This is a genomic window from Pseudomonadota bacterium, assembly GCA_039028155.1.
Classification (GTDB): domain Bacteria; phylum Pseudomonadota; class Alphaproteobacteria; order SP197; family SP197; genus JANQGO01.
Genome location: JBCCIS010000043.1, coordinates 1 through 23,820, shown reverse-complemented (window position 1 = coordinate 23,820; position 23,820 = coordinate 1). Strand labels below are relative to the sequence as shown.

The following is a 23,820-nucleotide window of genomic DNA, read 5'->3' as shown; positions in this document are numbered from 1 at the left end:
AGAGCTTACGCGCCAAAAATTGGACGATCATCATTTTTTTGTTGTTCATCATAATTGGCGTCTCTATACCCTGCTTCAGACCACCCATCAGGCCGGAGTGACGCGCCATGGACACCGAAGTATCCGCCGCCGATTTCAAGCATGCCGAGGGAGCCGTTCGCACCAGTGAGGCGGAGGAACAGGTCCGTATCGACCTTGCCGCCATGTTCCGACTGACCGCCATGTTTGGCTGGGACGACGTAATTTGGAACCACATCACCGCGCGGGTGCCCGGTTCCGACCATAACTTTCTGATGCACCGCTTCGGCCTGCTCTACGAAGAGGTCACGGCCAGCAACCTCATCAAGGTCGACGAGCACGGCAACGTGCTGGAAGGTCCGACCGACGTGAACACCGCGGGATTCGTCATCCACAGCGCCATTCATCTGCACCACCCGAACAACAAGTTCGTGTTCCACGCCCATCCGCCCCAGGCGATTGCCGCGACGTCGTTCAAAGACGGCATTCCGTACCTGATTCAGGACTCCTCCATGCTCTACGGCAAGATCGGCTATCACGACTGGGAAGGTCTGTCGGTCGATCTGGACGAACGGTTCCGCATTGCCGAGAACCTTGGCGACAACAAGTGCCTGGTCATGCGCAACCACGGCTTCCTGACCGTGGGCGAGACGGCGGGCGAGGCCTTCATGAACATGTACTACCTGATCCGCATGTGCGACGTCGCTATGAGTGCGCAGGGCGCAGGCTTGCCGCTTGAACCGGCCGATACGTCGCTGTGGGAGCTGTCGGTCGAACAGTACAAGGCGTTTTCGCCGGGCACCTACGAATGGCCCGCGCTACTGCGCCGCTGCGACCGGGCCGATCCGTCCTATCGCAACTGATGACCGCCGACATTGCCATGCCGGTCGCCGCGCCGCGCAACCGCGCGGAGAACCGGGTCTATCGGCGCGAGAGCCTGATCCGCTCGGCTATCGCCACGGTCGGGCGTTACGATCTGACCGGCGCCACGGTCGAACGGATCTGCCATGGTGCGGGGGCGTCGCGCGGCCTCATCGCCCATTACTTCGACAGCAAGGAAGAGCTGCTGTTGGCGGCGGCGGGCGAGACTTTCGACGCCCAGGCCATGGCGGTGAAGAAGGCGATCGCGAACGACCGGTCGCTGCGGCCCGACGACGCGATCAAACGCATGGCACGATCAAGCTTCGAGCCGCCCATCTTCAGCCCCGATGCCATCGCCGCCTGGCAAGCCTTCACCAATGCCAGCCGGTCTCAGCCAGTGTTTCTGGATGTCATCCGCCAGGTCTCCGAGCATCTGCAGGAACTCTACGAACCCGCCTTCGCCGCTGCGGCCACTAAGCGTAATGTCAGTCTGGATGCTGCCCATGCCGCGCTCGGTCTGATCACGGTCGTCGATGGCCTATGGAACAACCTGGCCACCGGGCGCGACGGGCTGGGGCCGAAAGATGCCATCCAAGTCGCCGAACGGTACATCGACGGCTGCCTGCTGGGCACCGGTCGGCCCTGACCGGCGACGTCATGCGGATCGGTTTTATCGGACTGGGTGTGATGGGCGGTGCCATGGCCGCGAACCTCGCGCGTGCCGGCTATGACCTCACAGTCCATGATCTCGACGCTGATAAGTGCCGTCGTCTCGCGGATCTTGGCGCCACTGTCGCGGTATCGGCTGGGGCGGCTGCTGCCGATAGGGATGTCGTCATGACATCCCTGCCGGGTCCGGCGCAGATCCGCGCAGTCGCGTTGGGCGAGGACGGGCTGATCGCCAACATGATGACCGGCACGACCTGGATCGAGCTCAGCACCAACGATCAGACGGTTGGCCGCGAGATCCTGGCCGCGTCGAACGCGCGCGGCGTGGCCTTGCTGGACGCGCCGGTTTCCGGCGGGTCCGAGGGTGCGGCCGACGGCGCGCTCTCGGTCCTGGTCGGCGGTGACGAGCATGTCTTTCGCCGTGTCCTGCCGGTTCTCCAGACGATCGGCACGCGCATCGATCATCTCGGTCCAAACGGTGCCGGCTACGCCGCGAAGATCGCCCAGGTCGTGCTCTGTTACGTGCACTCCCTGGCGCTCGCCGAAGCCATGATGCTGGGGGTCAGGGGCGGGGTCAGGGCCGACAAGATGCTTGAGATCATTCAGAACAGCACGGGCAGCAGCTACGTCGCGGACCGTTACGGACCGTCGATCTTGAACGGCGACTACGATCCCTCGTTCACCCTCATGCTGGCGCACAAAGACTTACGGCTGGCGCGCGAACTCGCCCAGTCGGCCGGTGTCGATTTACCGCTCTGCGGCCTCACTGAGCAGATCTATGCCCAAGCCTGCGAAGCCTTTGGCGGCGCATCCAATCATCTGATGGCGGTGAAGCTGCTGGAAGATGACCATGACACGCCGTTGCGTGGCGGTAGCGTTCACGACAACTAACTTCTCGCTCTAACGGCCTTCCGCGCGCCACGCCATGGCGAGGCCGCCGACTATGAGCAATAGAGCAAGCCAAGCCGGCAGCAGCGGCGTGTTGTCGATGCCGCGGACGATAAACCGGCCATGGTCCAACACGCCGATCCAGCCTTGGCCGCTGCGGTCGCGTTCAGCCGCGACTTGGCGCACGGTCGGCAGGCGTTCGTCGGCTATCCAGGTGATGCCGCCGCCGGTGGCGTCGACAATCGGCTGCAGCATGTCGGTCTTGGCGCGTGGGTCGCGCCATTCGCGCGGGTTGAGTTCGCCGACCGTGACAATGGTCTCCAGCTCTCCGTCGGTGACGCGATAGAGGCCGGCTTCACTGACACGGATCTCCGCGCTCGAACGGCCCGGCGCCTCATTGGTCAAAGTGGCCGTCGTCTCCGTCCCCGAAGGCGCGATCACCGTCACCTCGCCGGCCTCGTCCTCCAGGCTTTGGCGAATGATGGAGAGCCGGTTGCCGATCGCGCTGACGCGAATGGCGTTTTCTTCGAGTTCCGGTTCCTTCATCAGCCAATGCGCCAGGCGACGCAACAACTCCTGCTGCGGCCCGCCGCCCTCATAACCGCGCGCCCATAGCCAGGCGTGGTCGGAGAGCAACTGGGCGACACGGCCCTCGCCGACCCGTTGCAGGATCAACAGCGGTTGGCCCTCATAACCGTCCAGCAGGACCTCGCCGGTCGGTGCGGTGGCGTTGACCTGGCGGAACCAGCGACCCCAGTCCGGCAGCTCGTCCTGGGCGCCCGGCAGATCGGCGGTGACAGGGTGACGTCGGCCGGTGTCGGTCGGCAGGATGTTGAAACCGTATTCGACGACGTCGCCGGTCGGGATCGCCGGCATCAACTCGCCCAGAACGGTCGTGTGCAGGCCGAGCTGGGTGCCGAAGTCGGGGCCGGCGGCGACCAGCATGGCGCCGCCCTCCAGCACGTACTCGGCGATGTTCTCCAGGTACTGCTCGGGGATCACGCCGCGCTTGCGGTAGCGGTCGAAGATGATGAGATCGAAGTCGAGCAGCTTCATCTCGAACAGCTCACGCACCGGGAATGAAATCAGCGACAGTTCGCGGATCGGCGTGCCGTCCTGTTTCTCCGGCGGGCGCAGGATGGTGAAGTGGACGAGTTCGACGGCAGGATCGGCCTTCAACGTGTTCCGCCAGACGCGCTCGCCGGTGTGCACCTCGCCGGAAATCAACAGGACCTTCAGATCCTCGCGCACGCCGTTGACGGCCAGGACGACCCGGTTGTTGATGTCGGTCAGTTCGTTGGGCCGGTCGGCCAGGTCAAGCTCGACCATCGACATACCGGCGCGGTCCAGGGAGAAAAAGATCTCATAGCGCTCGCCGATCGGCACCGTGTGGGTTACCGGTGACACGCCGGGCGCGGTCAACGTCACCTCGGCGGTGCCGGTGGGATCGTTGCTGTCCTCGACGCGGAACGCCAGCTTGGTCGGCTGATCGACGATGCCGTAACGCGGGGCTTCGAGAAGAACCAGCCGGCGGTCGACCTCCTGGCGCTCACCGGTCAGCAGGACGTGGACCGGGGCGTCGACGCCGAACGCCTCAAGCGTCTGCGGCGCGTCGTGGACCTCGCCATCGGTGATCAGGACGGCGCCGGATACCGCTTCGCGCGGCACGTCGGCCAGCGCCTGACGGATCGGCGCGAAGAGCGCGGTGCCCGATGCCGGCAGCCCGTCGTCATCGAGCGCGCTCAAGGCGTCGACTGTCACCACCCGCGTCTCGAGATTGTCGAGCCGTTCGAACCGCTCCAGCATCGCGTCGAGCGCTGTCTGGGTCTGCTCGTCGCGTTCGCCGATCGTCTGGCTCGCGGACTCGTCGACGACAATCAGCGCGATGTCCGGCAGCGCCTCGCGTCGCTCCTCGATCAGCGAGGGGTTCGCCATGGCCAAGGCCAGCGCGGCCAGAACCAGGGTGCGCCACGCCATGCCGGGCGCGCCGCGGACGACGCCATAGACGAGCAACAGAACGACGACCGCCGCAAACGGGATCAGGAGCCATAGGGGCAGCAGCGGCGAAAAGGCGATATCGGTGACGGTCGCGGTCATTGGCCAAGCCGCTCCAGGATCGCTGGCAAATGCACGCTGTCGGCCTTGTAGTTGCCGGTCATCGCGTACATCACGAGGTTCACGCCGAAGCGGAACGACATCTCGCGCTGGCGTTCGCCGCCTGGGACGACGGGAAACAGGGGTTGCATCTGATCGTTCAACGCCCAGGCCGATGCCCAGTCGTTGCTGCCTATGATGATGGCGGAGACGCCGTCGTTGACGCCGCCAGGATGGCGTTCGACCCAGACCGAGCCGTTGGCCCACCTGCCGGGGAAGTCCGCCAGCAGATAGTACGCCTGTGTCAGGACGTGATTGGTCGGCACGCGTATCAGCGCCGGCACGTTGATCCCGGCCAGGAGTTCCTGCAGGCGGGCGGCGTTGGAGCCGGTGCCGGTCACGCCCTGCAGTTCCTCGTCGGCGTCGCGGGTGTCGACAACCAGGATGCCGCCGGTTCTGAGGTAGGCGTCGAGCTTCGCCCGCGCGGCGTCGCTCAACAGCGGCTGCTCGGCGGTGATCGGCCAGTAGACGAGCGGGAAGAAAATCAGCTCGTCCTCTTCCAGATCGACCGCGACGGGCTCGCCCGGTTCGACCGAGGTGCGCGCGCGCAGGATCGAACTCAACCCGGCCAGGCCGGTGTGCGAGACCTGATCGACCTGGTTGTTGCCGGTGACCACGTAACCGAACCGCACGTCGTTAACGCCGGCCGGAATGGCGTCATCGGCCGGCTGCGCGAAGGCCTGATCGGCGGGCAACAGGAAGAGGAAGAGCAACGGCACCGCGGCCAGTCGCATGCCGGTGCCGAAGCCGGGGACCAGCCCGCGCAATGCCAGGCTGGCATAGATCTCCAACAACGCCAGCAGGCCGGCCAAGCCGAACAGCCAGGGCCTCAGATCGACCTCGTCATGGCGCTCGAACCCAGTGACCGTGAAGCCTTCCGGCAGCTCCGATAGCGGCGTCGGCGCATCGAGCGCCGCGCCCAGGTTGAGCGAACGCCTGAGATCCTGGGTGCCGTAAATGCCCGGCGGATGGCTCGGCCCGGCCAGCGTATCGTCGATCTCGTTGGCGGCCACCGCACCCGCCGTCGGCGGTGCGGGACCGAGTACGCCGAAACCGTTGAGGGCGCTGATCACCGGCAGCGGCTCGTCGCCCAGTTCGGCGCCGGTGCCCTGCGACAGATCGACGATGCGCCGCATCATGTCGACGAACAGGATCGAGATCGGCAGGTTGGTCCACTGGGTGTTGGCGGAGGTGTGCACCAGAACGAGCCAGCCGCTACCGCGCCGTTCGGCGGTGACGAGTGGCGTGCCGTCTTCCAGCCTGGCCCATGTCTTGGCGCCCAGGTCGAGGGTCGGCTGTGCCAGAACCTGTAGATCGATCAGCACATCCTGCTGCACGTCCAAACCGGCGAATGGCGAACCGGGATCAAACGGCGCGATCCGTTGGGGCTGGGTCCAGCTCATGGCGCCGCCCATGGCGCGTTCGCCTGTGCGCAATTCCACCGGCACCAAATCGTCATGATCCTGGGCAAACTCCGGCCCGGCAAAGCGGACGAGAATGCCGCCGTCGTCGATCCACGATTCAAGCTGCGCCCGCTCGGCGACTGGGATCTGGCCGAAATTGGCCAGCATCATGACCGCCGGCGGACGGCTCAATAGCGTGGCCACGTTGCCGGTCCTGACTTCGGCGACCGGCGCCAACGCGCGTTCCAGATAGAAGATCGGCGACAACAGCGGCTGATCGCTCTCGATCTCGCCGCCGGCGGCAAGGCCGACCGGCAGGCGTTTCCAGCGTTGGTCGAGCAGGACCACGGCCGCGGCGGTGTTGGCTTCCTCGATCTCCAGCCGCTCGATCCGATTGCGCATCTCCGCCGGTACCTCCAGCGGCGCGTCGGTCACCGTGTCGCCGGCGGCGAACGTCAGTTCCTGGCGCACCACCAGCCTGTCGTCCTCGTCCGTTGCGCTGACCCAGATCGTCTGCTCGAAGGTCGCGTCGGATCGGCGTGCCTCCAGGATCAACTGACCGGCTTCATCATGGGGCGGCATCAGAACCATCGCGCCACCGGGCATGGTGCTTTCGATCACCTGGACATCGCCAAGCTCGGCGAGCCGCGCGACAAAATCCTCCGTGCCGCCGTCGTCGATGCCGTCGGTGATCCAATAGACGCTAGCGATGTCATCGATGCCGTCCAGCGCCGCCGCGGCGCTGGCACGGTCGGTTGGCCAGGGGCGCGGCTCGATCGCGCGCAGAATCTGACGCGCGTCGTCGGGCGCCATCAAACCGCTGTTGTCGATCGGCACACCGTCGTCTTCGGGCGCCGTTCTGAGCAGCATGACGGAACGGCGATCGCGTTCGCTGACGGCGAGAATGTCTTCAATCGTATCGAGCCGGGCAAGCCAATCTCCAGCCGATGCCCAACCATCGTCGATCACGATCAGGACGTTACCGTCGTCGAGCGAACGGTGCGACGGATTCAGCAGCGGGTGCGAGATCGCCAGGATCAGCAGCGTGGCAAGCGCGATCCTGAGCGCGATGAGCCAGGGCGGTGTCGATTCAGCCGCGCGCTTGTCGGTCTCCAGTCCGAACAACAGGCGAATGGCGGGAAAACGGACCAGGCGCGGCGAGGGCGGCACGATCTTGAGCAGCCACCAGAGCAGCGGCACCACGACAAGCGCGACCAGGACCCAGGGGGCGACAAAGGCGAGAGGACCGAGGCTGACCATCTAGACCCTCACACCACCTGGCCGGAGAGATGGACGTAAAGCGGCAGCAGCGCGGACTGCGGCTGGGCATCGGTGTGATGAATGCTGAACGTCCATTGGGCACGGCGCACCATGTCCGACAGGGTCTCCTGATGCGCCTTCAACCGGCTGACATAGTCCTGGCGCAGCGCTTCGGCGCGGCTCGCCAGCATGGTGCCTTCGCGCTCGAAGCCGTCGAACAGGACGCGGCCCGCGTAAGGCAGGCTCTCTTCGGCGGGATCCAGGATCTGCAAGAGGTGGCCGGAAACGCCAAGCCCGGCGAAATGCTTGATCATGGCGTCGAGAGATTCCAGCGGCTCCAGGAAATCCCCGATCAACACGATCTGGGCATGACGCGGCAGGATTTCGTGGCGCGGCAGGCTGGGCGTGTCGTCGTCGGTTTCCTGATGCATCAGGCGCGTCGCGAAACGCGTCAGCGCTGCGCTGCCGGTGCGTGGTCTCTTGTCGACGCCCAGCAGCGCAATGTTCTCGTCGCCGCGCACGAGCAGGACGGCAAGCGCCATGATCAACAAGCGCGCGCGGTCCAACTTGGTCGTTTCGGCGAGCCGGGAGCCATAGGTCATGGACGGCGAGTTGTCGGACCATAGCCAGACACTCTCGGCAGCCTCCCACTCATTCTCGCGCACATAGAGCTGCATCGACTTGGCCGACGCGCGCCAGTCGATCAGGCTGGCTGCCTCGCCGGGCTCGTAGCGCCGGTACTGCCAGAACGCCTCGCCCGGACCGACCCGTCGCCTACCGTGCACGCCTTGCGCCACGATCGCCGCGACACGTTCGGCCTCGACCAAGAGCGGCGGCAGATGACCGACGAGCTGTTCGGCGCGCTGCCGGAAACTGACAGCCGTCTCGGTCATGATCGCCTCGTGGCGCGAAGGAAAGACGCGGTGATCATCGGGCAGGCGATCAGGCGAGCGGCGCCTTCAGCCGTTCAATCACCCGGTCGACCGTCATGCCGTCGGCGCGTGCCGCGAAGGTCAGTGCCATACGATGACGCAGGACTGGCGCGGCCAGTGTCACAACATCGTCGACCGACGGGGCATAGCGACCGTCCAGCAGCGCGCGGGCGCGGGCGGCCAGCATTAAAGCCTGGCTGGCGCGCGGGCCGGGTCCCCAGGAGATCATCTCCGTCGTGTCGCTGCCATCGGGACGGCCCGAGCGCACCAGCGTCAGGATCGCTTCGACGACACTCTCGCCGACCGGAATGCGGCGCACCAGTCGTTGGGCTTCCTTCAACTCGTTGCCGCTCATGACCTCGGCGACCGGCGCTTCGTCGCTGCCGGTGGTCACGACCAGCATCTCGCGCTCGGCATCGCGGCCGGGATAGTCGACATCGATTTCCATCAGGAAACGGTCAAGCTGCGCTTCCGGTAGCGGATAGGTGCCTTCAAGCTCCAACGGGTTCTGGGTTGCCAGCACATGGAAGGGATCGGGCAATTCGTGCCGCGATCCGGCGACCGAGACCGATCCTTCCTGCATGGCTTGCAGAAGCGCGGACTGGGTGCGCGGGCTCGCCCGGTTGATCTCGTCGGCCATCAGAAGCTGGCAGAAGACGGGACCGGGGATGAAGCGGAACGAACGCCGGCCGGTGTCGGCCTCTTCCAGCACTTCGGAGCCCAGAATGTCGGCCGGCATCAGGTCGGGCGTGAACTGGACGCGCTTTTCGTCCAGGCCCATCACCGTGCCGATGGTTTCGACCAGCTTGGTCTTGCCGAGGCCCGGCACGCCGATCAGGAGTGCATGGCCACCCGCCAGAAGTGTGGTCAGAGTCTGTTCGACCACCTCCGACTGACCAAAGATGACATTACCGATCGCGGTGCGCGCTTTGGCCAGTTTTTCGCCGATTCGTTCGATATCGGCGGTCAGGTCCTGGGTGTCTTGCAGGTTGGTTTGTGGAGTTTCAGCCATTGATCCTACGTTTCTGTGTCCCGAACTATATAATTGGCGTCTGCACGACAGGATATCACCCAGACAGATGACGGATACACAACCCCGTGAGGCCGGGTCATCGCGCGAAGCGCTTAACCGCGAGGACGAAGCCCGATTTCGCCAGGTATTCCACGCCGATATCGACATCCGTATCGCGCGCGACGGCACCTGGTACCACGAGGGCTCACCGATCAACCGCAAGCCGCTGGTGAAGCTGTTCGCCGGCATACTCACGCGCGATCCCGACGGCGGGTACTATCTCGTGACTCCGGCGGAAAAGAGGCGGATCACCGTCGATGACGCGCCCTTCGTTGCGGTGCACGTGGCGGCGACAGGCGAAGGCGCGGCGCAGCAGCTGTTGTTCCGAAGCAATGTGGATGATGAAGTGACCGCCGGGCCCGAACATCCGATCCGCGTCGACTTTGACGACGCGACGGGCGAGCCGGCGCCTTACATCGAGATAAGGCCGGGGCTGGAGGCGCTGATCGCGCGTCCCGTTTACTACGAACTGGTGGGCCTTGGTGAGACCGAGCGGCGCGATGGCGCCGACGTATTGGGTGTTTGGAGCGGCGGCGTGTTTTTTGCGTTGGGTACACTCGACGATGACACGTGACGCTGTGATCGGCGCGCTGCGTGCGGCGCCGCAACCCATCCTCGACGTGCCGCCGTCCGACTGGGAGACCGAGCCGGTCAGCAAGAAGGCGGCGGTCCTGGTGCCGCTGGTCGACCGCGACGACGGCATGAGTGTCATCTTCGGTCAGCGCTCCGAGCGGCTGAACAGTCATGCCGGGCAAATTAGTTTCCCCGGCGGACGTATCGAGGACGCCGACGCAGATGAAGCCGCCGCCGCCTTGCGCGAGGCTGAAGAGGAAGTCGCCCTTCATCCCGGTCAGGTCGAGATTATCGCCCGGCTGAATACTCACCGCGCTGGCTCGGGATTTGCGATCGCACCTCTGGTCGGTATCGTGCGGCCGCCGGTCGAGCTCAAGCCGGACGGGGTCGAGTTCATCGACGCCTTCGAGGTGCCGCTCGATTTCCTGACCGACCCGAGGAACCATCGCCGCGAAAGCATGTTCTGGCGCGGCGCCGATCGCTGGTACAGCGTCTTCGAATACGAGGACCGGTACATCTGGGGGGCGACAGCGGCCATCCTTGTCAACCTGATTGGCGTTTTGAAAGGTCATCCATGATCCGCTACCTGCTGCCCATCCTGCTGATTGTCGTTCCGCTGGTGAGCTATGCCGTCTGGTACAAGCTGTCGCGCGAAAACAAGGAGCTGCGCGAAAAGGGCCAGTTGCCGCAATGGCGCGACGCGCCGTGGACCATGATCGTCATCGGAACATTGGCGTCGATGGCGGTCGCGATGGCGCTGTTCGCCATCCTCGACGGCGGCGAACCGACTGGCGTCTATACGCCACCGTCCTATGTCGACGGCGAGATCCAGCCGAGCCAGGTCGGCGAGTAATGGAATCGGTCGGGCGCATCACGTTAGCGCCGGAAATGACGTCATCGGCGGCGAACACGGTGATCGCGGCGCTGACCGCCGGCGGCAGCGAGGTGCGCTTCGTTGGTGGCTGCGTGCGCGACTGCCTGCTTGGCCGGCCGATCAGCGATATGGATATCGCGACGCCCGACCCGCCGGAGACCGTAATGGCGCTGCTTCAGGCCGCCAAGCTGAAGGCGGTGCCGACCGGCCTCAAACACGGCACGGTGACGGCGGTCGCCAAGGGCCAGCCGTTCGAGGTGACGACGCTGCGCGAGGACGTCGAGACCGACGGGCGCCATGCGGAGGTTGCCTTTACCGACGACTGGCTGGCCGATGCGTCGCGACGCGACTTCACCTTCAACGCCATGAGCGCGCGGCCCGACGGCACCTTGTTCGATGCCTTCGGCGGCCGCGAGGATCTCGATGCCGGCCACGTGCGGTTTGTCGGCGAGCCGGCCGAACGGATCGCCGAGGATTACCTGCGGATCCTCCGTTTTTTCCGGTTCCTCGCCCATTTCGGCGAGGCGGCACCGGACCCCGATGCCATGCGCGCCTGCGCGGACGCCCGCGACGAACTGCCGCGCCTGTCGGCCGAGCGGGTCAGGGCGGAACTGCTCAAGCTGCTGGCGGCCGCCAACCCGGTGCCCGCGCTCAGCGCCATGCGCGAGACCGGCGTTCTGGGGGTGGTGCTGCCCGAAGCCGGGGACTTCGGTCGGTTGCTCGCGCTGACGGGGATCGACGATCGCGATCCCGTGCGCCGTTTGGCGTCGTTGATCGAGCGTGACGGAGAAGGCGTCGCCGACCGCTTGCGCATGTCGAACGTGGAGAAGGCGCGGCTTGGCGCGCTGGTGCCGCCGAGCGTGACGCTCGACGCGGCGATGGATGAGAAGGCGCGGCGCCAGGTTCTCTACGATACCGGCGCCGATCTCTATCGCGATCTCGTGCTGCTCGCCTGGGCCGACGACGGTGAGCGCCGCGCTGATGCCTGGCGTGCGATGTTGGAGACGGCCAACCGCTGGGACGATCCCAAGCTGCCGATCCGCGGCCAGGACGTGGTCGAACTTGGCGTGCCCAAGGGCCCGGAAGTCGGCCGCGTGGTCGACACGGTCGAAGACTGGTGGCGTGCGGAAGACTTCCAGCCGGACCGCGACGCCTGTCTCGCGAAAGCCAAGCAGCTGCTGTCATCCTGACTTGATGCCGATAGCCGTCGGATGATAGGGCGGCGTCATCACACCAGGCGGCAGGCAACCATGCAAATCAACGTACGCGAGGACGATCTCAGCGGCGCTGCGATTCGGGAACTGCTGACGACCCATCTTGACCATGCCGCGGCGCAGGCTCCGCCCGAGAGCACGCATGCGCTTGATCTGGACTCGCTGCGCGAGACCGGCGTGACGTTCTGGACCGCGTGGCACGGCGGTGATCTTCTGGGCTGTGGAGCGCTCAAAGAGCTCGACGCGAGCCACGGCGAGATCAAGTCCATGCATACGGCCGAAGCCTTTCGCGGTCGCGGCATCGCCGCGCGCATGGTCGAGCACCTTCTGGGCGTCGCGCGCGAACGCGGCTACCGGCGCCTAAGCCTGGAGACTGGTTCCATGGAGGGCTATCGCGCGGCGCGGGAGCTCTATGCACGCTTTGGCTTCGTCGAGTGTCCGCCCTTTGCCGACTATCGCCCTGATCCAAACAGTGTCTTCATGACGCTTGAGCTCACTTAGGCGCCGCCGAAGTCCGGCTCCCTTTCCCACGCCGGCAGGTTGGGATCGATGCGGTGCCAGGGCTGCGCCGACGACGTCCAGATGTTGCCCTGGGATGTGAACCCGCTGGGGTCGTCCAGTGTACCGATCTTGATCGACCGGAATTGCGGAAACGTGCTGTTGTGGGCGAAGAGATGGGCGCCGCAAGCGGGGCAGAAGTGCCGGGTGACGTCCGCGCCGCTCGCGCCCTTGATGACGAATTGGCGCGTCTCGCCCTTGGTCACGGTCAGGGCCTCGGCCGGGTATGCGGCGCCGACCGCTTCGGCGCCGCCGGCGACATACTGGCAGTCGCGGCAGTAACAGGCGCCGGACATCAACGGTTCGCCTTCGACCTTGTACCTGACGGCGCCACACAGGCAGCCGCCTTCACGCACTGTCATGATCGTCCTCCTGGTTGGTCGTCTTGTTTCTTTCGTTGTGCGAACGAAACGCCTCCGTGACCGCGGCCATGACGGCCCTGGCGGTCTCGATGTCGGCGGCGTCGAGGTCGCGGGCGATGGGCTCCATCACGGCGGCCTCGCGCTGCTTGACGCTTGCGATGGCGGCCGACCCGGTGGGCGTCAGGGCGATTAGCACCGAACGTTTGTGGGCGGCGTTCCGCTGCCTCTCGACCAGCCCCATGGCGAGCAGTTCGTTGACGATACGCTGGATGAACTGGCGCGGCGCGATCAGGTGGCGCGCCAACGCCGGAACCGTCAGGGAACCGTGGTCCAACACCAGCTCCAGGATCGCCCGCTGCGATACGCTGAGGCCCGTCGGCGCGAGCTCGAGGGCCACCGAGGCCTCGAGGGTCTTGTAAAGCGGCCGCACCAGACGGATGAGGTCGTAGAGGGTCTCGCTGGTGGGTGGGACCGATGTCATAGTGACACCTTAGATGCCATATTGACATCTGAGATGTCAAGTAGTGTTGGGTGATCGTTTGCCCTTCGCTAGTCCTGGTTCGCCTTGCCCTCGACCTCCAGGCGCGCCCAGATCTCCTCGACCCAGCCTTTGATAACCAGCGCTTCGGCCCAGCGGTCCGAGAGTTCCCAGCCGTCCTTGTCGGTCATGGCGTAGGGCGGCGGGCCGAGTTCGACCAGGAAGTTCAAGGTGGCGTCGGCCGGCTCGCGGAAGCGCCATTTGCGCATGCCGTCTTCCCACCACTGGCGGAACTTGCCGACCCAGCCTTGCTGCTGCGGGAAGTCGAGCTGCACCTGGACCTGCTCACGGCTGGCAACCCGGCCCTGGAAGGCGACGCTGCGGTCCAAGATCTGCTGGATCCAGTTTTCGTCGCGGGTTGGGATCGGCCAGGTGAACTCGCGCCCGACGACGAAGTGGGAGAGGTCGGCGCAGAGCCGCATCTGGGGCACCGCATCCATCAACTGCAGCGTATAGAGCATGTCGGTCGTGATGCAGTCGCGGTGGGTCTCGATGGTGATCGGCATGCCGGATGCCTCGCCCATCTCCAGCCAGCGTTTGACGATGTCCGCGCCTTCCGCGACGGTCATCGGGTAGAGCTGGCCGATGACATTCAGGTGCCGCGCGCCCAGTTCCAACGCCATGTCGATATCCGACTGAAGTCCCTCAATCGATTTGGGGAAGGCGCAGCAGGTGCAGGCAAGACCCGCCTGGTCGAGCAGCTTTTTGGCCGGGCGCGATATCTCGGGCACGAAGCTGTAGAGATCCATGCCGGCATAACCGGCCTCGGCGATCATCGCGACCTGCTCCTCCAGCGACCACTCCTTACCGTCGGGTCGGCGCCGCTCCATTGCCCAGACCGACTGAAAGACCTCTAGCTTCTGCATGATGATCGCCCCCGTTGTCCTATGTTCAAGGCCAGGTCGCGACCGGCGGCAGCGACATCAGCACCGCTTCGGGGTTGCCCCCGGTCATCAGGCCGAAGCGGGTGCCGCGGTCATAGACCAGGTTGAACTCCGCATAACGCCCGCGATAGGCCAGCTGGTGGTCGCGCTGTTCGTCGGTCCACGGCTGGTCCATGTGCCGGGCGACCAGCTCGGGATAGATCGCGACGAACGTACGGCCGACATCCTGGGTAAAGGCGAAGGCATCGTCGTCGGCGTCGATATAGTCGTAGAAAATGCCGCCGACGCCGCGCGCGGTGTCGCGGTGTTTGATGAAGAAGTAGTCGTCCGCCCATTCCTTGAACTTCTTATGGTCGGCGCAGGCATGGCGGTCGCACGCCGCCTCAAACGCCGCATGGAAGTCGGCGGTGTCCTGGTCATCGGGCAGGGGCGGGTTCAGATCGGCGCCGCCGCCGTACCACGCCTTGGCCGACGTCGCGATATGGCGGGTGTTCATATGAACGGCGGGCACCAGGGGCGATTGCATATGGGCGACCAGCGATATGCCGGCGGCCCAGAACCGTCCGTCGTCGCCGGCGCCTGGGATCTCGCCGCGGAATTTCTCGTCGAACCTGCCCCAGACCTCCGAGACGTTGACGCCGACTTTTTCGAACAACCGGCCCTTCATGACCGCCATGGTGCCGCCACCGCCGCCGGGCCGCTGCCATGACTTGCGTTCAAAGCGGCCGGCCGGCCGGTCCGCGTAGGTGCCGGTCAGGTCGTCTTCCAGGCCTTCGATTGCGGCGCAAATGCGATTGCGCAGGTCTTCGAACCAGGTGACGGCGCGTTGTTTCGTTTCGCTGTCGCCGGGGCCGCGTTCGGACGGGTTCATGGATGTCCCTGGGTTTGTTCGTTGCCAGACATGGCGGGAAAGCCGGTCTGGCGCAAGGCCTCGCCCAGCGCGATCGCGCCGGCGACCGCGACATTGAGCGACCGCGCGCCGTCGGCCATGGGGATCAGGGCGCGAGTATCGGCGGATTCGTGGACGACATCGGGCACGCCGGCCGACTCCCGGCCCAGGAGCAGGGTGTCCTCCGATCGAAAGTCGACGTGCCAGACCGGTTGCGTGGCCTTGGTCGTCAGCAGCACCAGGCGGCCCGGTTGGCGGTCGCGCTGAAATGCCTGCCAGGAAACATGGCGCGTCATATCGAGGCGCTCGCCATAGTCCATGAGGGCGCGGCGAAACCGGGCATCACCAAGCTGAAAACCGGCCGGTTCTATGAGATCGACGGGAACCGCGAAACAGGCCGCCATGCGCAGAAGCGTGCCGGTATTCTGAGGAATATCCGGTTCATAGAGGGCAAGGCGCATAGCGTTGAGAATCCTTGGTTTCCGCCCCTTGCTTATCCGGTTTTGACAGTATAATCATGGCCCGCCTCACGGAAAGGTGTGGAACCGCAGGCGCGGGTGATCGGGTGTCGCTGCCAGGATGGTGGCGCTCGATCATTGGGTTGGATAACTGTGTAGGGGCCACGGCATGGTGGATCAGACAGCAGGCGCGCAAGGGGAGACCCGGCGCGATTTCCTCTATGTGGCGACCGGCGCTGTGGCTGGCGTCGGGGCGCTGGCCGTTCTTTGGCCGCTGGTCGATCAAATGAACCCGGCCGAAGACGTGCTGGCCTTGAGCACCACCGAAGTCGACCTGTCGCAGGTCCCGGTCGGTCAGCAGATCATCGTGAGCTGGCGTAGCAAGCCTGTCTTTATCCGCCATCGCACCGAAGAAGACATCGCCGAAGCCGAGGCGGTTCCACTGGAGGATTTGAAAGACCCCGAGACCGACGGTGACCGCGTGCTTAAACCCGAATGGCTGATCATGGTCGGCATCTGCACCCATCTTGGCTGCATTCCGTTGGCCGATCAGGGCGAGTATGACGGTTGGTTCTGCCCCTGCCACGGTTCGCACTACGATACGTCCGGGCGCATCCGCAAGGGACCCGCGCCGCTGAACCTGACCGTTCCGACCTACGAGTTCCTCGACGACACCACCGTGCGTATCGGTTGAGCGGGGGCGCGAGATGAACGGATTGATGAACATTGCCTTCGTGCGCTGGTTCGACAACCGGCTGCCGATCTTCTCCTACGTCAACGAACACCTGGTCGAGTACCCGGCGCCGCGCAATCTGAACTATGCGTGGAGCTTCGGGTCGCTGGCCGGTATCGCGCTGGTCATTCAGATCATCACCGGCATCGTGCTCGCCATGCACTATGTTCCGCACACGGAACTAGCGTTCGACAGCGTCGAGCGCATCATGCGCGACGTGAACTACGGCTGGCTGATCCGCTACATCCACGCCAACGGCGCATCGCTGTTCTTCGTCGTCGTCTACATCCATATCTTCCGAGGCCTCTACTACGGCTCCTACAAGGCGCCGCGCGAGGTCTTGTGGTGGTTGGGCATCATCATCCTGCTCTTGATGATGGCGACAGCGTTCATGGGTTACGTGCTGCCTTGGGGTCAGATGAGCTTCTGGGGCGCGACCGTGATCACCAACCTGTTCTCGGCCATCCCGATTATCGGTCCCGGCATCGTTGAGTGGCTGTGGGGCGGTTTCGCGGTCGGCAACCCGACGCTGAACCGGTTCTACAGCCTGCACTATCTGCTGCCGTTCGTGATTGTCGGCGTGGTCTTCCTGCATCTGTGGGCGCTGCACCACAAGAAGTCGAACAATCCCTTGGGCATCGACTACAAGGGCCCGCAGGACTTCATACCGTTCCACCCGTACTACACGATCAAGGATGCGGTGGGCCTGGGCGTCTTCCTGATCATTTTCGCGGTGTTCGTCTTTTATGCGCCCAACTACATGGGGCATCCCGATAACTACATCCCGGCCGATCCGCTGGTGACGCCCGCCCACATCGTGCCGGAATGGTACTTCCTGCCGTTCTACGCGATCCTGCGCGCGGTGCCGGACATCTGGTTCATCGATGCCAAGCTCGGCGGTGTCATCGCCATGTTCGCGTCGATCCTGATCCTGCTCTTCATTCCCTGGCTCGACACCTCGCGGGTGCGCTCGTCGACCTTCCGTCCGATCTACAAGTGGTTCTTCCTGCTGCTGTTGATCGACGTCTTGGTCCTGGGCTACGTCGGTTCGCAACCGGCCGAAGGTGGATGGCTGATTATCGGCCGCATCGCGACGACCTATTACTTCCTGCACTTCATCATCGTGATGCCGCTGATCGGTTGGTTCGAGCGACCCAGGCAAATGCCGGACAGTATCGCCACGCCGGTCTTAGGCGGTGGCGCGCCGGTGGCGGCCGCCGCGCCGCGCGACAAGGCTTGAGGGAGGCGACCATGAAGAAGCTATTCGTCACGGCCGCGCTCTCCTTCGCCCTGATCACATCATCGGCTGCCATGGCTGCCGAGGAGGCGGTCTCGCCGCCGGAACAACAGTGGTCGTTCCAGGGCATTTTCGGAACCTTTGACCGAAGCGAGCTGCAGCGCGGCATGCAGGTCTATCTGGAGGTCTGTGCGAGCTGCCATGGGCTGAAGTATGTCCGGTTCCGGAACCTGGAAGCACTCGGTTACAACGAGGACCAGGTCAAGGCGATCGCGTCCGGCTTCGAGGTCGAGGATGGGCCGAATGCCGAAGGTGACATGTTCTTCCGTCCGGCTCTGCCTGCCGATGCGTTCCCGTCGCCGTTCCCCAATGACGAAGCCGCCCGTGCCGCCAATGGCGGTGCGGTACCGCCCGACCTCTCACTGCAGGCCAAGCGCAATCCCTATGGACCGGATTACATTGCCGCGCTACTCAGCGGTTACGAGAGTGATGAGCCGACCGATGGCGGTCTCTACCACAACGAGTACTTTGCCGGTGGGCTGATCGCCATGGCGCCGCCGCTGGGCGACGATTACGTCACCTATACCGACGGCACCGAGGCGACCTTGGAACAGCACTCCCAGGACGTCGCGGCGTTCCTGATGTGGGCGGCGGAACCCAAGCTTGAAGACCGCAAGTCGATGGGGATCAAAGTCCTTCTGTTCCTGCTCATCCTGACCGGCTTGTTCTACGTCTCGAAGCGCAAGATCTGGGCAAAGATCCATCACTGAATTGCCCGCGCGGCCGGTTGATGCAATCGGGTCATGCTCTAGAGTGTGCCGGTCCGAAGAGGGTCGGCAGGCTGCGGGGGCGTGATGGTTGAGACCGTTCTAGGCGTGATCGGCGGCAGCGGTGTCTATGACATCGATGGCCTGGAAGACGCGCGCTGGATCAAGGTGGATACACCGTGGGGCGCGCCTTCCGACGAGTTTCTGCAGGGCACGCTCGGTGATCAAAAGCTCGTCTTTCTGCCACGACATGGTCGCGGTCACCACATCTCGCCAACCGGTCTGAACGCCCGCGCCAACATCGATGCCATGAAGCGATTGGGCGTCACCGATATCGTGTCGGTCGGCGCGGTCGGGTCGCTGCGGGAAGACCTGGCGCCCGGCATGTTCGTGCTGGTCGATCAATACATCGACCGTTCGCACCTGAGGACCAAGAGTTTTTTCGGCGACGGTCTGGTCGCCCATATCTCTCTTGCTCATCCCGCCTGCCCGCGGCTGACCGACGTGATCGAAACAACGCTCCAGAACGAAGACATCGCCTATCACCGCGGCGGCACCTATTTGGTGATGGAGGGGCCGCAATTCTCGACCTATGCCGAAAGCCAGCTTTACCGCAGCTGGGGTTGCGACGTCATCGGCATGACCGCGATGCCCGAGGCGCGCCTCGCCCGTGAGGCCGAAATTTGTTACGTCACCGTCGCCATGGTGACCGACTATGACTGCTGGCATGACGGCCATGACAACGTGACGGTGGATTCGATTTTGAAGGTTCTTCACGCCAACGCCGATAACGCGCGCCAATTGGTGCGGGCGCTTGCGCCGTCGGTCGACCGGCACGGCGAGCTTTGCTATGCCGGCTGCGACCGGGCGCTCGATCACGCCTTGATCACGGCGCCGGAGAAACGCGATCCCGAACTGATTGCTCGCTTGGACGCGGTGGCCGGACGTGTCCTGGGCAACGGAGCTGATTGATATGGACATCAAGTCGTTGGTCCGGAACATCCCGGACTATCCGCAAAAGGGCATCATGTTTCGCGACATCACCACGTTGTTCGGTGATGCCGGCGGTTTCCGCCGGACCGTCGACGAATTGGTGCAGCCCTATGCCGGCCACAAGATTGACGCCGTCGCCGGTATCGAAGCGCGTGGTTTCATCCTGGGCGGCGCCGTCGCGCATCAGTTATCGGTCGGTTTCGTCCCGGTGCGCAAGAAAGGCAAACTGCCCTGGGCGACGATCGGCATGGACTATGACTTGGAGTACGGCTCCGACCGGGTCGAGATCCATGAAGACGCGGTGACAGCCGGCCAACGTATCCTGATGGTTGATGATTTGCTGGCCACAGGCGGCACCATCTCAGCCGGTATCAAGTTGTTCCGCCAAGCCAGCGCGGAGATTGTCGGATGCGCCTTCGTCATCGAGCTGTCGGAGCTGGGCGGCGCCCAGCAGCTTGAGGCTCTAGGCGTACCGTTTCACGCTCTCGTAGAGTACTAGGAGACGCGGCATGGCCGGCGACATCACTGGTATTGATCACACCCTCATAAACGCCGACGATCTGGAGGCCGACCGGGAAACCTACATTCGTCTCGGTTTCAATCCGACGCCGCGCGGGCGCCATCCGCAATGGGGCACGGGCAACTATTGTTTCATGCTGGAGCGCGGCTATCTGGAACTGATCGGCGTCGTCGATCCCGATGAGTTCGCCGCCAACGCATCGCACCGCGGCAATCGCGATCGGGGCACGGGATTATCGGCGATCGCACTCGCAGCCGACGACGGCGCGGCCGCGGCCGCGCGGCTGATTGACGCTGGCATTGCCGCCGACGGGCCCAAGGACCTGTCGCGGTTAATCGAAGAAGCGGGCGAGGTGAGCGAACCGCGCTTCCAGATCGTCCACCTGCCGGACGCGGCAACACCGGGCATTCCCATGTTCCTGTGTCATCACCAGACGCCGGAGTTGGTGCGGCGGGAAGGCTGGACCCATCACCCGAACGGCGCGCAGTGCATCAAGAGCGTCGCGGTTCCTTGCGAAAACACGGCGCCGCTGATCGAAGCCTATTCGACGCTGTTGGGCGAAAACGCCGTCACGGCGACCGATGACATCGTCTCGTTGTGGCTGGGTGATCAGAGCATTCTCTTCGCCTCTCACGATGACCTGGACGAGCTCTACCCCGACCTTTTGCCGGAATCCGATGACATCCCGTGTCCGGCCGTGATCACGCTGGAGGTCGCCGATCTCGACGCGACGACCCAGGTGATGGCGTCGGCCAGTATCCCGCTGCTGCGCGAGCTACGTTCGATCATGGTCGCCGCGGAAGACGCCTGCGGCGTCGCCCTCGTGTTCACGGCCTAGAGCGGATCGCGATCTGCTCCAGATGACACCCTCAGACGTTGAACCGGAAGAGCAGGACGTCGCCGTCGCGCACCAGGTACTCGCGGCCTTCCTGGCGCATCTTGCCGGCCTGTTTGGCGGCCAGTTCGCCGTTCAGCGCGACGTAGTCGTCAAAGGCAATGGTCTCGGCGCAGATGAAGCCGCGCTCGAAGTCGGTGTGGATTTCACCGGCGGCCTCCGGCGCCTTGGCGCCGTCGCGCACGGTCCAGGCACGCGCTTCCTTCGGGCCGGCCGTGAAGAAGGTGATCAGGCCCAAGAGGCGATAGGCCGCGCGGATGACACGGTCCAGTCCGGCTTCCTCTAGACCCATCTCGGCCAGGAACATCGCGCGTTCCTCGGCGTCTTCGATCTCGGCCAGTTCGGCTTCGATCTTGGCCGAGACCACGACACTCTGTGCGCCTTCCCCCGCCGCGCGTTCGGCGACGGCGTGGGTGTGGCGGTTACCGTCGGCGGCGTCGCCCTCGTCGACATTGCAGACATAAAGTAGCGGTTTCGACGTCAGAAGCTGCAGCATGCGAAACCGCTTGGCCTCGTCATCGGCAATCTCGACCGAGCGCGCGGGCTTGCCGTCGCGCAAGGCATCGAGCGTGCGCTCGATGAGCACCAGGTCGAGCTTGGCTTCCTTGTCGCCGGTCTTCGCGCGCTTCTCGGTGCTTTGCTGGCGCTTCTCCAGGCTCTCCAGGTCGGCCAGCATCAATTCGGTCTCGATGGTCTCGATGTCGCGGATGGGGTCGACGGAGCCGTCGACGTGGGCGACTTCGCCTTCCTCAAAACAACGGACCAGGTGCAGGACCGCATCGACCTCGCGGATATTGGCCAGGAACTGGTTGCCCAGGCCTTCGCCCTGACTGGCGCCACGTACCAGGCCGGCGATATCGACGAACTCGATCTGGTTGGCGATCACCTTGGCCGGTTGGGCTATCCCGGCGATGGCTTCGAGACGGCTGTCGGGTACGGCGACGCGGCCGATGTTCGGATCGACGGTGCAGAACGGAAAGTTGCCGGTCTGCGCCGCGCCGGTCGCGGTCAGGGCATTGAAAAGGGTCGACTTACCGACATTGGGCAGACCCACGATGCCGCATCTAATTCCCATTGCTGTCCTCGTTCTTCGGGTCGGCCTTTTGCGCCGGTTTCTTCGGTTTTGGGGGTTGCGACAGGTGGGCGACCTGGGATTGAAACTTCTCGTCCTTGTGCTCCGCCAACAGCGGCGCTGCATCGGATATGGCGTCGAGCAGGCGATCCAGCCAGCCCTTGTCGGACGCGGAGAAACTGCTCAACACATGACCGATCACGCGCTCCTTGCTGCCGGGATGACCGACGCCGATGCGCACGCGCCGGTAATCCGGCCCGATGTGGGCGTGCACACTGCGGATACCGTTATGTCCAGCATGGCCGCCGCCCTGCTTGCAGCGCACCTTGCCCGGCGCCAGGTCGATCTCGTCATAAAGCACGACGACCTGGTCGGGGTCGATCTTGTAGAAACGCACGGCCTCGCCGACGGCGCGCCCGGATTCGTTCATGAATGTGACGGGCTTCAGCAGCAGCGCCTTGTGACCGTCCAGGCGACCTTCGGCGGTATCGGCCTGGAACCGGCGCCGCCAGGGTCCGAAGCCCCAATCCTCGGCGATCCGGTCGGCGGCCATGAAGCCGATATTGTGGCGGTCACGCGCGTGGCCGGGCCCCGGATTGCCGAGGCCTACAAGCAGCAACATGGCTCACCCGGTCTGGTGAAGGGGTCAGGAGTCCTCGGCGTCGCCGCCGGCATCCCCGCTGTCGCCCTCGCCCTCGGCATCGCCTTCGGCTGCACCTTCCTCGCCTTCCGGAATTTCGCCCTCTTCGCCTTCCTCGCCGGCTTCCTCTTCCTCGGTGATCACCGTCGGCGCGGCGATCGTGGCGATGGTGAAGTCGCGGTCGTCGATGGTCGGCACGACGTTGTCAGCCAGCTTGACCATGCTGATGTGGACGCTGTCACCAATGTCCAGGCCGGTCAGGTCGATCTCGAGTGACTCGGGAATGGCGTTGGCCGGACAGTTCACCTCGACCTCGTGGCGCACGACGTTCAGCACGCCGCCGCGAACCAGGCCTGGGCTTTCTTCTTCGTTCAAGAACACCACGGGCAGGTTCACCGTCACCGTGGCATCGGCCTTCACCGCCAGAAAATCGACATGCAGGATGGCGTCCGTCACCGGATGCACCTGCAGCTCGCGGGGCAGGACGTTGATCGTCTTGCCGTCGACTGCCAGTTCGTAAAGTGAGTTGTAGAAACCGGCCTTGCTGACCTCGCGGTTCATCAGGTCGCGGTCGAGCTGGATCATCACGTTGTCCTGCTCGCTGCCGTAGACAACGCCCGGGATCTTGCCGGCGCGGCGTGCGGCGCGCGACGCCCCCTTGCCCGGGGTGGTGCGCAGTTCGGCTTCAAGTGTGGCTTGATCAGCCATGATTAATCTCCTTCACAACCTCGGCCACAGTCAGTCGAAAAGGCTCGACACCGAGCTTTCGTCACTGATGCGGCGAATGGCCTCGGCCATCAGTTTGGCGACGGAGACCACGCGTATCTTCTCGGCGACCCGGACCGCCTCGGTCGGCTGGATCGAATCGGTGATGGTCAGGCTGTCCAGCACCGAGGCCTCGATCCGGCCGACGGCACCGCCTGACAGCACACCGTGAACGATGTGGGCGCTGACACTCGTCGCGCCCGAATCCTTCAGGGCCTGGGCGGCGTTACACAAGGTGCCGCCGGAATCGACGATATCGTCGACCAAAATACAGCGCCGACCCTCGACATCGCCAATAATGTGCATGACTTCCGAGACGCCGGCGCGTTCGCGGCGCTTATCGACGATTGCCAAGCCGCCGTCAAGCCGCTTGGCGATCTCGCGTGCCCGGAAAACGCCGCCCACATCCGGCGACACGATCATCAGATCGCCGCCGTTGAAGTTCTCCATGATGTCCTTTTCGAAATCCGGCGCGGCGTAGAGATTATCCAGCGGAATGTCGAAAAAACCCTGAATCTGGCCGGCGTGCAGGTCCATGGTCAGGACCCGGTTGGCGCCCGACATGGTGATCAGATTGGCCACCAATTTGGC

The 23,820-nt window shown here is 64.4% G+C and carries 27 protein-coding genes; 14 read left to right on the top strand and 13 right to left on the bottom strand.

Annotation, left to right across the window (positions count from 1 at the left end):
* Positions 1-107 precede the first annotated feature (107 nt).
* From AAF563_19090 to AAF563_19080, 3 genes are read left to right on the top strand one after another with little or no spacing between them, the layout of a single operon-like run.
* Positions 108-881: a class II aldolase/adducin family protein gene (locus tag AAF563_19090; protein ID MEM7123391.1), complete on the top strand. Its 774-nt coding sequence runs from the start codon at positions 108-110 to the stop codon at positions 879-881.
* Positions 881-1,525, top strand: a complete 645-nt coding sequence (locus AAF563_19085) for a TetR family transcriptional regulator C-terminal domain-containing protein (GenBank protein ID MEM7123390.1) — start codon at positions 881-883, stop codon at positions 1,523-1,525. The genes AAF563_19090 and AAF563_19085 overlap by 1 nt, the downstream gene beginning before the upstream one ends.
* Positions 1,526-1,536: 11 nt before the next feature.
* Positions 1,537-2,439: an NAD(P)-dependent oxidoreductase gene (locus tag AAF563_19080; protein MEM7123389.1), complete on the top strand. Its 903-nt coding sequence runs from the start codon at positions 1,537-1,539 to the stop codon at positions 2,437-2,439.
* Positions 2,440-2,448: 9 nt separating this feature from the next.
* On the opposite strand, the gene AAF563_19075 is transcribed toward AAF563_19080, so the two are convergent.
* From AAF563_19075 to AAF563_19060, 4 genes are read right to left on the bottom strand one after another with little or no spacing between them, the layout of a single operon-like run.
* Positions 2,449-4,533 (bottom strand): hypothetical protein, encoded by a 2,085-nt coding sequence (locus tag AAF563_19075; GenBank protein ID MEM7123388.1) that lies wholly within the window; start codon positions 4,531-4,533, stop codon positions 2,449-2,451.
* Positions 4,530-7,253 (bottom strand): DUF4159 domain-containing protein, encoded by a 2,724-nt coding sequence (locus AAF563_19070; GenBank protein ID MEM7123387.1) that lies wholly within the window; start codon positions 7,251-7,253, stop codon positions 4,530-4,532. The genes AAF563_19075 and AAF563_19070 overlap by 4 nt, the downstream gene beginning before the upstream one ends.
* An 8-nt stretch (positions 7,254-7,261) precedes the next feature.
* On the bottom strand, positions 7,262-8,146 hold the full coding sequence (locus tag AAF563_19065) for a DUF58 domain-containing protein (GenBank protein ID MEM7123386.1): 885 nt from the start codon (positions 8,144-8,146) through the stop codon (positions 7,262-7,264).
* A 49-nt stretch (positions 8,147-8,195) separates the two neighbouring features.
* Positions 8,196-9,197 (bottom strand): MoxR family ATPase, encoded by a 1,002-nt coding sequence (locus tag AAF563_19060; protein ID MEM7123385.1) that lies wholly within the window; start codon positions 9,195-9,197, stop codon positions 8,196-8,198.
* Positions 9,198-9,264: 67 nt separating this feature from the next.
* On the opposite strand from AAF563_19060, the gene AAF563_19055 reads away from it, so the two are divergent.
* Genes AAF563_19055 through AAF563_19035 form a run of 5 tightly spaced genes read left to right on the top strand, consistent with a single transcriptional unit; the run spans position 9,265 to position 12,419 of the window.
* Positions 9,265-9,831 carry a DUF1285 domain-containing protein gene (locus tag AAF563_19055; GenBank protein ID MEM7123384.1) on the top strand — a complete coding sequence of 189 codons (567 nt, stop codon included), beginning with the start codon at positions 9,265-9,267 and terminating at the stop codon, positions 9,829-9,831.
* Positions 9,821-10,408 carry a CoA pyrophosphatase gene (locus AAF563_19050; protein MEM7123383.1) on the top strand — a complete coding sequence of 196 codons (588 nt, stop codon included), beginning with the start codon at positions 9,821-9,823 and terminating at the stop codon, positions 10,406-10,408. Before AAF563_19055 ends, AAF563_19050 begins: the two co-directional genes overlap by 11 nt.
* Positions 10,405-10,683 carry a hypothetical protein gene (locus tag AAF563_19045; GenBank protein MEM7123382.1) on the top strand — a complete coding sequence of 93 codons (279 nt, stop codon included), beginning with the start codon at positions 10,405-10,407 and terminating at the stop codon, positions 10,681-10,683. The genes AAF563_19050 and AAF563_19045 overlap by 4 nt, the downstream gene beginning before the upstream one ends.
* Positions 10,683-11,894, top strand: coding sequence for a CCA tRNA nucleotidyltransferase (locus AAF563_19040; protein MEM7123381.1), 1,212 nt, complete (start codon positions 10,683-10,685; stop codon positions 11,892-11,894). The genes AAF563_19045 and AAF563_19040 overlap by 1 nt, the downstream gene beginning before the upstream one ends.
* Positions 11,895-11,954: 60 nt before the next feature.
* Positions 11,955-12,419: a GNAT family N-acetyltransferase gene (locus tag AAF563_19035; GenBank protein ID MEM7123380.1), complete on the top strand. Its 465-nt coding sequence runs from the start codon at positions 11,955-11,957 to the stop codon at positions 12,417-12,419.
* On the opposite strand, the gene AAF563_19030 is transcribed toward AAF563_19035, so the two are convergent.
* From AAF563_19030 to AAF563_19010, 5 genes are all read right to left on the bottom strand, one after another.
* Positions 12,416-12,838, bottom strand: a complete 423-nt coding sequence (locus AAF563_19030) for a GFA family protein (protein ID MEM7123379.1) — start codon at positions 12,836-12,838, stop codon at positions 12,416-12,418. The two genes, AAF563_19035 and AAF563_19030, sit on opposite strands and share 4 nt — an antisense overlap.
* Entirely contained in the window at positions 12,825-13,319 is a 495-nt protein-coding gene (locus tag AAF563_19025) for a MarR family transcriptional regulator (protein ID MEM7123378.1), read from the bottom strand. Before AAF563_19025 ends, AAF563_19030 begins: the two co-directional genes overlap by 14 nt.
* 68 nt (positions 13,320-13,387) lie before the next feature.
* The gene (locus tag AAF563_19020; GenBank protein MEM7123377.1) at positions 13,388-14,242 is read right to left on the bottom strand and encodes a TIM barrel protein; all 855 of its coding nucleotides are present in this window, start codon (positions 14,240-14,242) and stop codon (positions 13,388-13,390) included.
* 25 nt (positions 14,243-14,267) lie between these two features.
* Positions 14,268-15,131, bottom strand: a complete 864-nt coding sequence (gene hemF / locus AAF563_19015; protein MEM7123376.1) for an oxygen-dependent coproporphyrinogen oxidase — start codon at positions 15,129-15,131, stop codon at positions 14,268-14,270.
* On the bottom strand, positions 15,128-15,610 hold the full coding sequence (locus AAF563_19010; GenBank protein MEM7123375.1) for a tRNA (cytidine(34)-2'-O)-methyltransferase: 483 nt from the start codon (positions 15,608-15,610) through the stop codon (positions 15,128-15,130). Before AAF563_19010 ends, hemF begins: the two co-directional genes overlap by 4 nt.
* Before the next feature lie 166 nt (positions 15,611-15,776).
* On the opposite strand from AAF563_19010, the gene petA reads away from it, so the two are divergent.
* The 6 genes from petA to AAF563_18980 all read left to right on the top strand — a co-directional run bounded on the left by petA (position 15,777) and on the right by AAF563_18980 (position 20,695).
* Entirely contained in the window at positions 15,777-16,301 is a 525-nt protein-coding gene (petA, locus tag AAF563_19005; protein MEM7123374.1) for a ubiquinol-cytochrome c reductase iron-sulfur subunit, read from the top strand.
* 13 nt (positions 16,302-16,314) lie between these two features.
* Positions 16,315-17,580 (top strand): cytochrome b N-terminal domain-containing protein, encoded by a 1,266-nt coding sequence (locus AAF563_19000; GenBank protein MEM7123373.1) that lies wholly within the window; start codon positions 16,315-16,317, stop codon positions 17,578-17,580.
* Between the two features lie 11 nt (positions 17,581-17,591).
* On the top strand, positions 17,592-18,347 hold the full coding sequence (locus AAF563_18995) for a cytochrome c1 (GenBank protein ID MEM7123372.1): 756 nt from the start codon (positions 17,592-17,594) through the stop codon (positions 18,345-18,347).
* Positions 18,348-18,431: 84 nt separating this feature from the next.
* Positions 18,432-19,316 (top strand): S-methyl-5'-thioadenosine phosphorylase, encoded by an 885-nt coding sequence (locus AAF563_18990; protein MEM7123371.1) that lies wholly within the window; start codon positions 18,432-18,434, stop codon positions 19,314-19,316.
* Position 19,317: 1 nt separating this feature from the next.
* Positions 19,318-19,836 carry an adenine phosphoribosyltransferase gene (locus AAF563_18985; GenBank protein MEM7123370.1) on the top strand — a complete coding sequence of 173 codons (519 nt, stop codon included), beginning with the start codon at positions 19,318-19,320 and terminating at the stop codon, positions 19,834-19,836.
* Positions 19,837-19,846: 10 nt separating this feature from the next.
* Complete coding sequence (locus AAF563_18980) at positions 19,847-20,695, top strand: VOC family protein (GenBank protein MEM7123369.1); 849 nt, start codon at positions 19,847-19,849, stop codon at positions 20,693-20,695.
* A gap of 31 nt (positions 20,696-20,726) precedes the next feature.
* On the opposite strand, the gene ychF is transcribed toward AAF563_18980, so the two are convergent.
* The 4 genes from ychF to prs form a co-directional block, all read right to left on the bottom strand.
* On the bottom strand, positions 20,727-21,827 hold the full coding sequence (gene ychF / locus AAF563_18975) for a redox-regulated ATPase YchF (GenBank protein ID MEM7123368.1): 1,101 nt from the start codon (positions 21,825-21,827) through the stop codon (positions 20,727-20,729).
* Positions 21,817-22,446, bottom strand: coding sequence for an aminoacyl-tRNA hydrolase (gene pth / locus AAF563_18970; protein MEM7123367.1), 630 nt, complete (start codon positions 22,444-22,446; stop codon positions 21,817-21,819). Before pth ends, ychF begins: the two co-directional genes overlap by 11 nt.
* A 24-nt stretch (positions 22,447-22,470) precedes the next feature.
* Positions 22,471-23,172 carry a 50S ribosomal protein L25/general stress protein Ctc gene (locus AAF563_18965; GenBank protein MEM7123366.1) on the bottom strand — a complete coding sequence of 234 codons (702 nt, stop codon included), beginning with the start codon at positions 23,170-23,172 and terminating at the stop codon, positions 22,471-22,473.
* Between the two features lie 30 nt (positions 23,173-23,202).
* Positions 23,203-23,820, bottom strand: a 618-nt coding sequence (gene prs, locus AAF563_18960; protein ID MEM7123365.1) for a ribose-phosphate diphosphokinase, incomplete at its 5' end; no start/stop codon positions are given.

Bases quoted from the DNA above. Each gene is read 5' to 3' on its own strand.
- AAF563_19090 (MEM7123391.1), top strand. From the start codon at position 108: ATGGACACCGAAGTATCCGCCGCCGATTTCAAGCATGCCGAGGGAGCC.
- AAF563_19085 (MEM7123390.1), top strand. From the start codon at position 881: ATGACCGCCGACATTGCCATGCCGGTCGCCGCGCCGCGCAACCGCGCG.
- AAF563_19080 (MEM7123389.1), top strand. From the start codon at position 1,537: ATGCGGATCGGTTTTATCGGACTGGGTGTGATGGGCGGTGCCATGGCC.
- AAF563_19075 (MEM7123388.1), bottom strand. From the start codon at position 4,533: ATGACCGCGACCGTCACCGATATCGCCTTTTCGCCGCTGCTGCCCCTA.
- AAF563_19070 (MEM7123387.1), bottom strand. From the start codon at position 7,253: ATGGTCAGCCTCGGTCCTCTCGCCTTTGTCGCCCCCTGGGTCCTGGTC.
- AAF563_19065 (MEM7123386.1), bottom strand. From the start codon at position 8,146: ATGACCGAGACGGCTGTCAGTTTCCGGCAGCGCGCCGAACAGCTCGTC.
- AAF563_19060 (MEM7123385.1), bottom strand. From the start codon at position 9,197: ATGGCTGAAACTCCACAAACCAACCTGCAAGACACCCAGGACCTGACC.
- AAF563_19055 (MEM7123384.1), top strand. From the start codon at position 9,265: ATGACGGATACACAACCCCGTGAGGCCGGGTCATCGCGCGAAGCGCTT.
- AAF563_19050 (MEM7123383.1), top strand. From the start codon at position 9,821: ATGACACGTGACGCTGTGATCGGCGCGCTGCGTGCGGCGCCGCAACCC.
- AAF563_19045 (MEM7123382.1), top strand. From the start codon at position 10,405: ATGATCCGCTACCTGCTGCCCATCCTGCTGATTGTCGTTCCGCTGGTG.
- AAF563_19040 (MEM7123381.1), top strand. From the start codon at position 10,683: ATGGAATCGGTCGGGCGCATCACGTTAGCGCCGGAAATGACGTCATCG.
- AAF563_19035 (MEM7123380.1), top strand. From the start codon at position 11,955: ATGCAAATCAACGTACGCGAGGACGATCTCAGCGGCGCTGCGATTCGG.
- AAF563_19030 (MEM7123379.1), bottom strand. From the start codon at position 12,838: ATGACAGTGCGTGAAGGCGGCTGCCTGTGTGGCGCCGTCAGGTACAAG.
- AAF563_19025 (MEM7123378.1), bottom strand. From the start codon at position 13,319: ATGACATCGGTCCCACCCACCAGCGAGACCCTCTACGACCTCATCCGT.
- AAF563_19020 (MEM7123377.1), bottom strand. From the start codon at position 14,242: ATGCAGAAGCTAGAGGTCTTTCAGTCGGTCTGGGCAATGGAGCGGCGC.
- hemF (MEM7123376.1), bottom strand. From the start codon at position 15,131: ATGAACCCGTCCGAACGCGGCCCCGGCGACAGCGAAACGAAACAACGC.
- AAF563_19010 (MEM7123375.1), bottom strand. From the start codon at position 15,610: ATGCGCCTTGCCCTCTATGAACCGGATATTCCTCAGAATACCGGCACG.
- petA (MEM7123374.1), top strand. From the start codon at position 15,777: ATGGTGGATCAGACAGCAGGCGCGCAAGGGGAGACCCGGCGCGATTTC.
- AAF563_19000 (MEM7123373.1), top strand. From the start codon at position 16,315: ATGAACGGATTGATGAACATTGCCTTCGTGCGCTGGTTCGACAACCGG.
- AAF563_18995 (MEM7123372.1), top strand. From the start codon at position 17,592: ATGAAGAAGCTATTCGTCACGGCCGCGCTCTCCTTCGCCCTGATCACA.
- AAF563_18990 (MEM7123371.1), top strand. From the start codon at position 18,432: ATGGTTGAGACCGTTCTAGGCGTGATCGGCGGCAGCGGTGTCTATGAC.
- AAF563_18985 (MEM7123370.1), top strand. From the start codon at position 19,318: ATGGACATCAAGTCGTTGGTCCGGAACATCCCGGACTATCCGCAAAAG.
- AAF563_18980 (MEM7123369.1), top strand. From the start codon at position 19,847: ATGGCCGGCGACATCACTGGTATTGATCACACCCTCATAAACGCCGAC.
- ychF (MEM7123368.1), bottom strand. From the start codon at position 21,827: ATGGGAATTAGATGCGGCATCGTGGGTCTGCCCAATGTCGGTAAGTCG.
- pth (MEM7123367.1), bottom strand. From the start codon at position 22,446: ATGTTGCTGCTTGTAGGCCTCGGCAATCCGGGGCCCGGCCACGCGCGT.
- AAF563_18965 (MEM7123366.1), bottom strand. From the start codon at position 23,172: ATGGCTGATCAAGCCACACTTGAAGCCGAACTGCGCACCACCCCGGGC.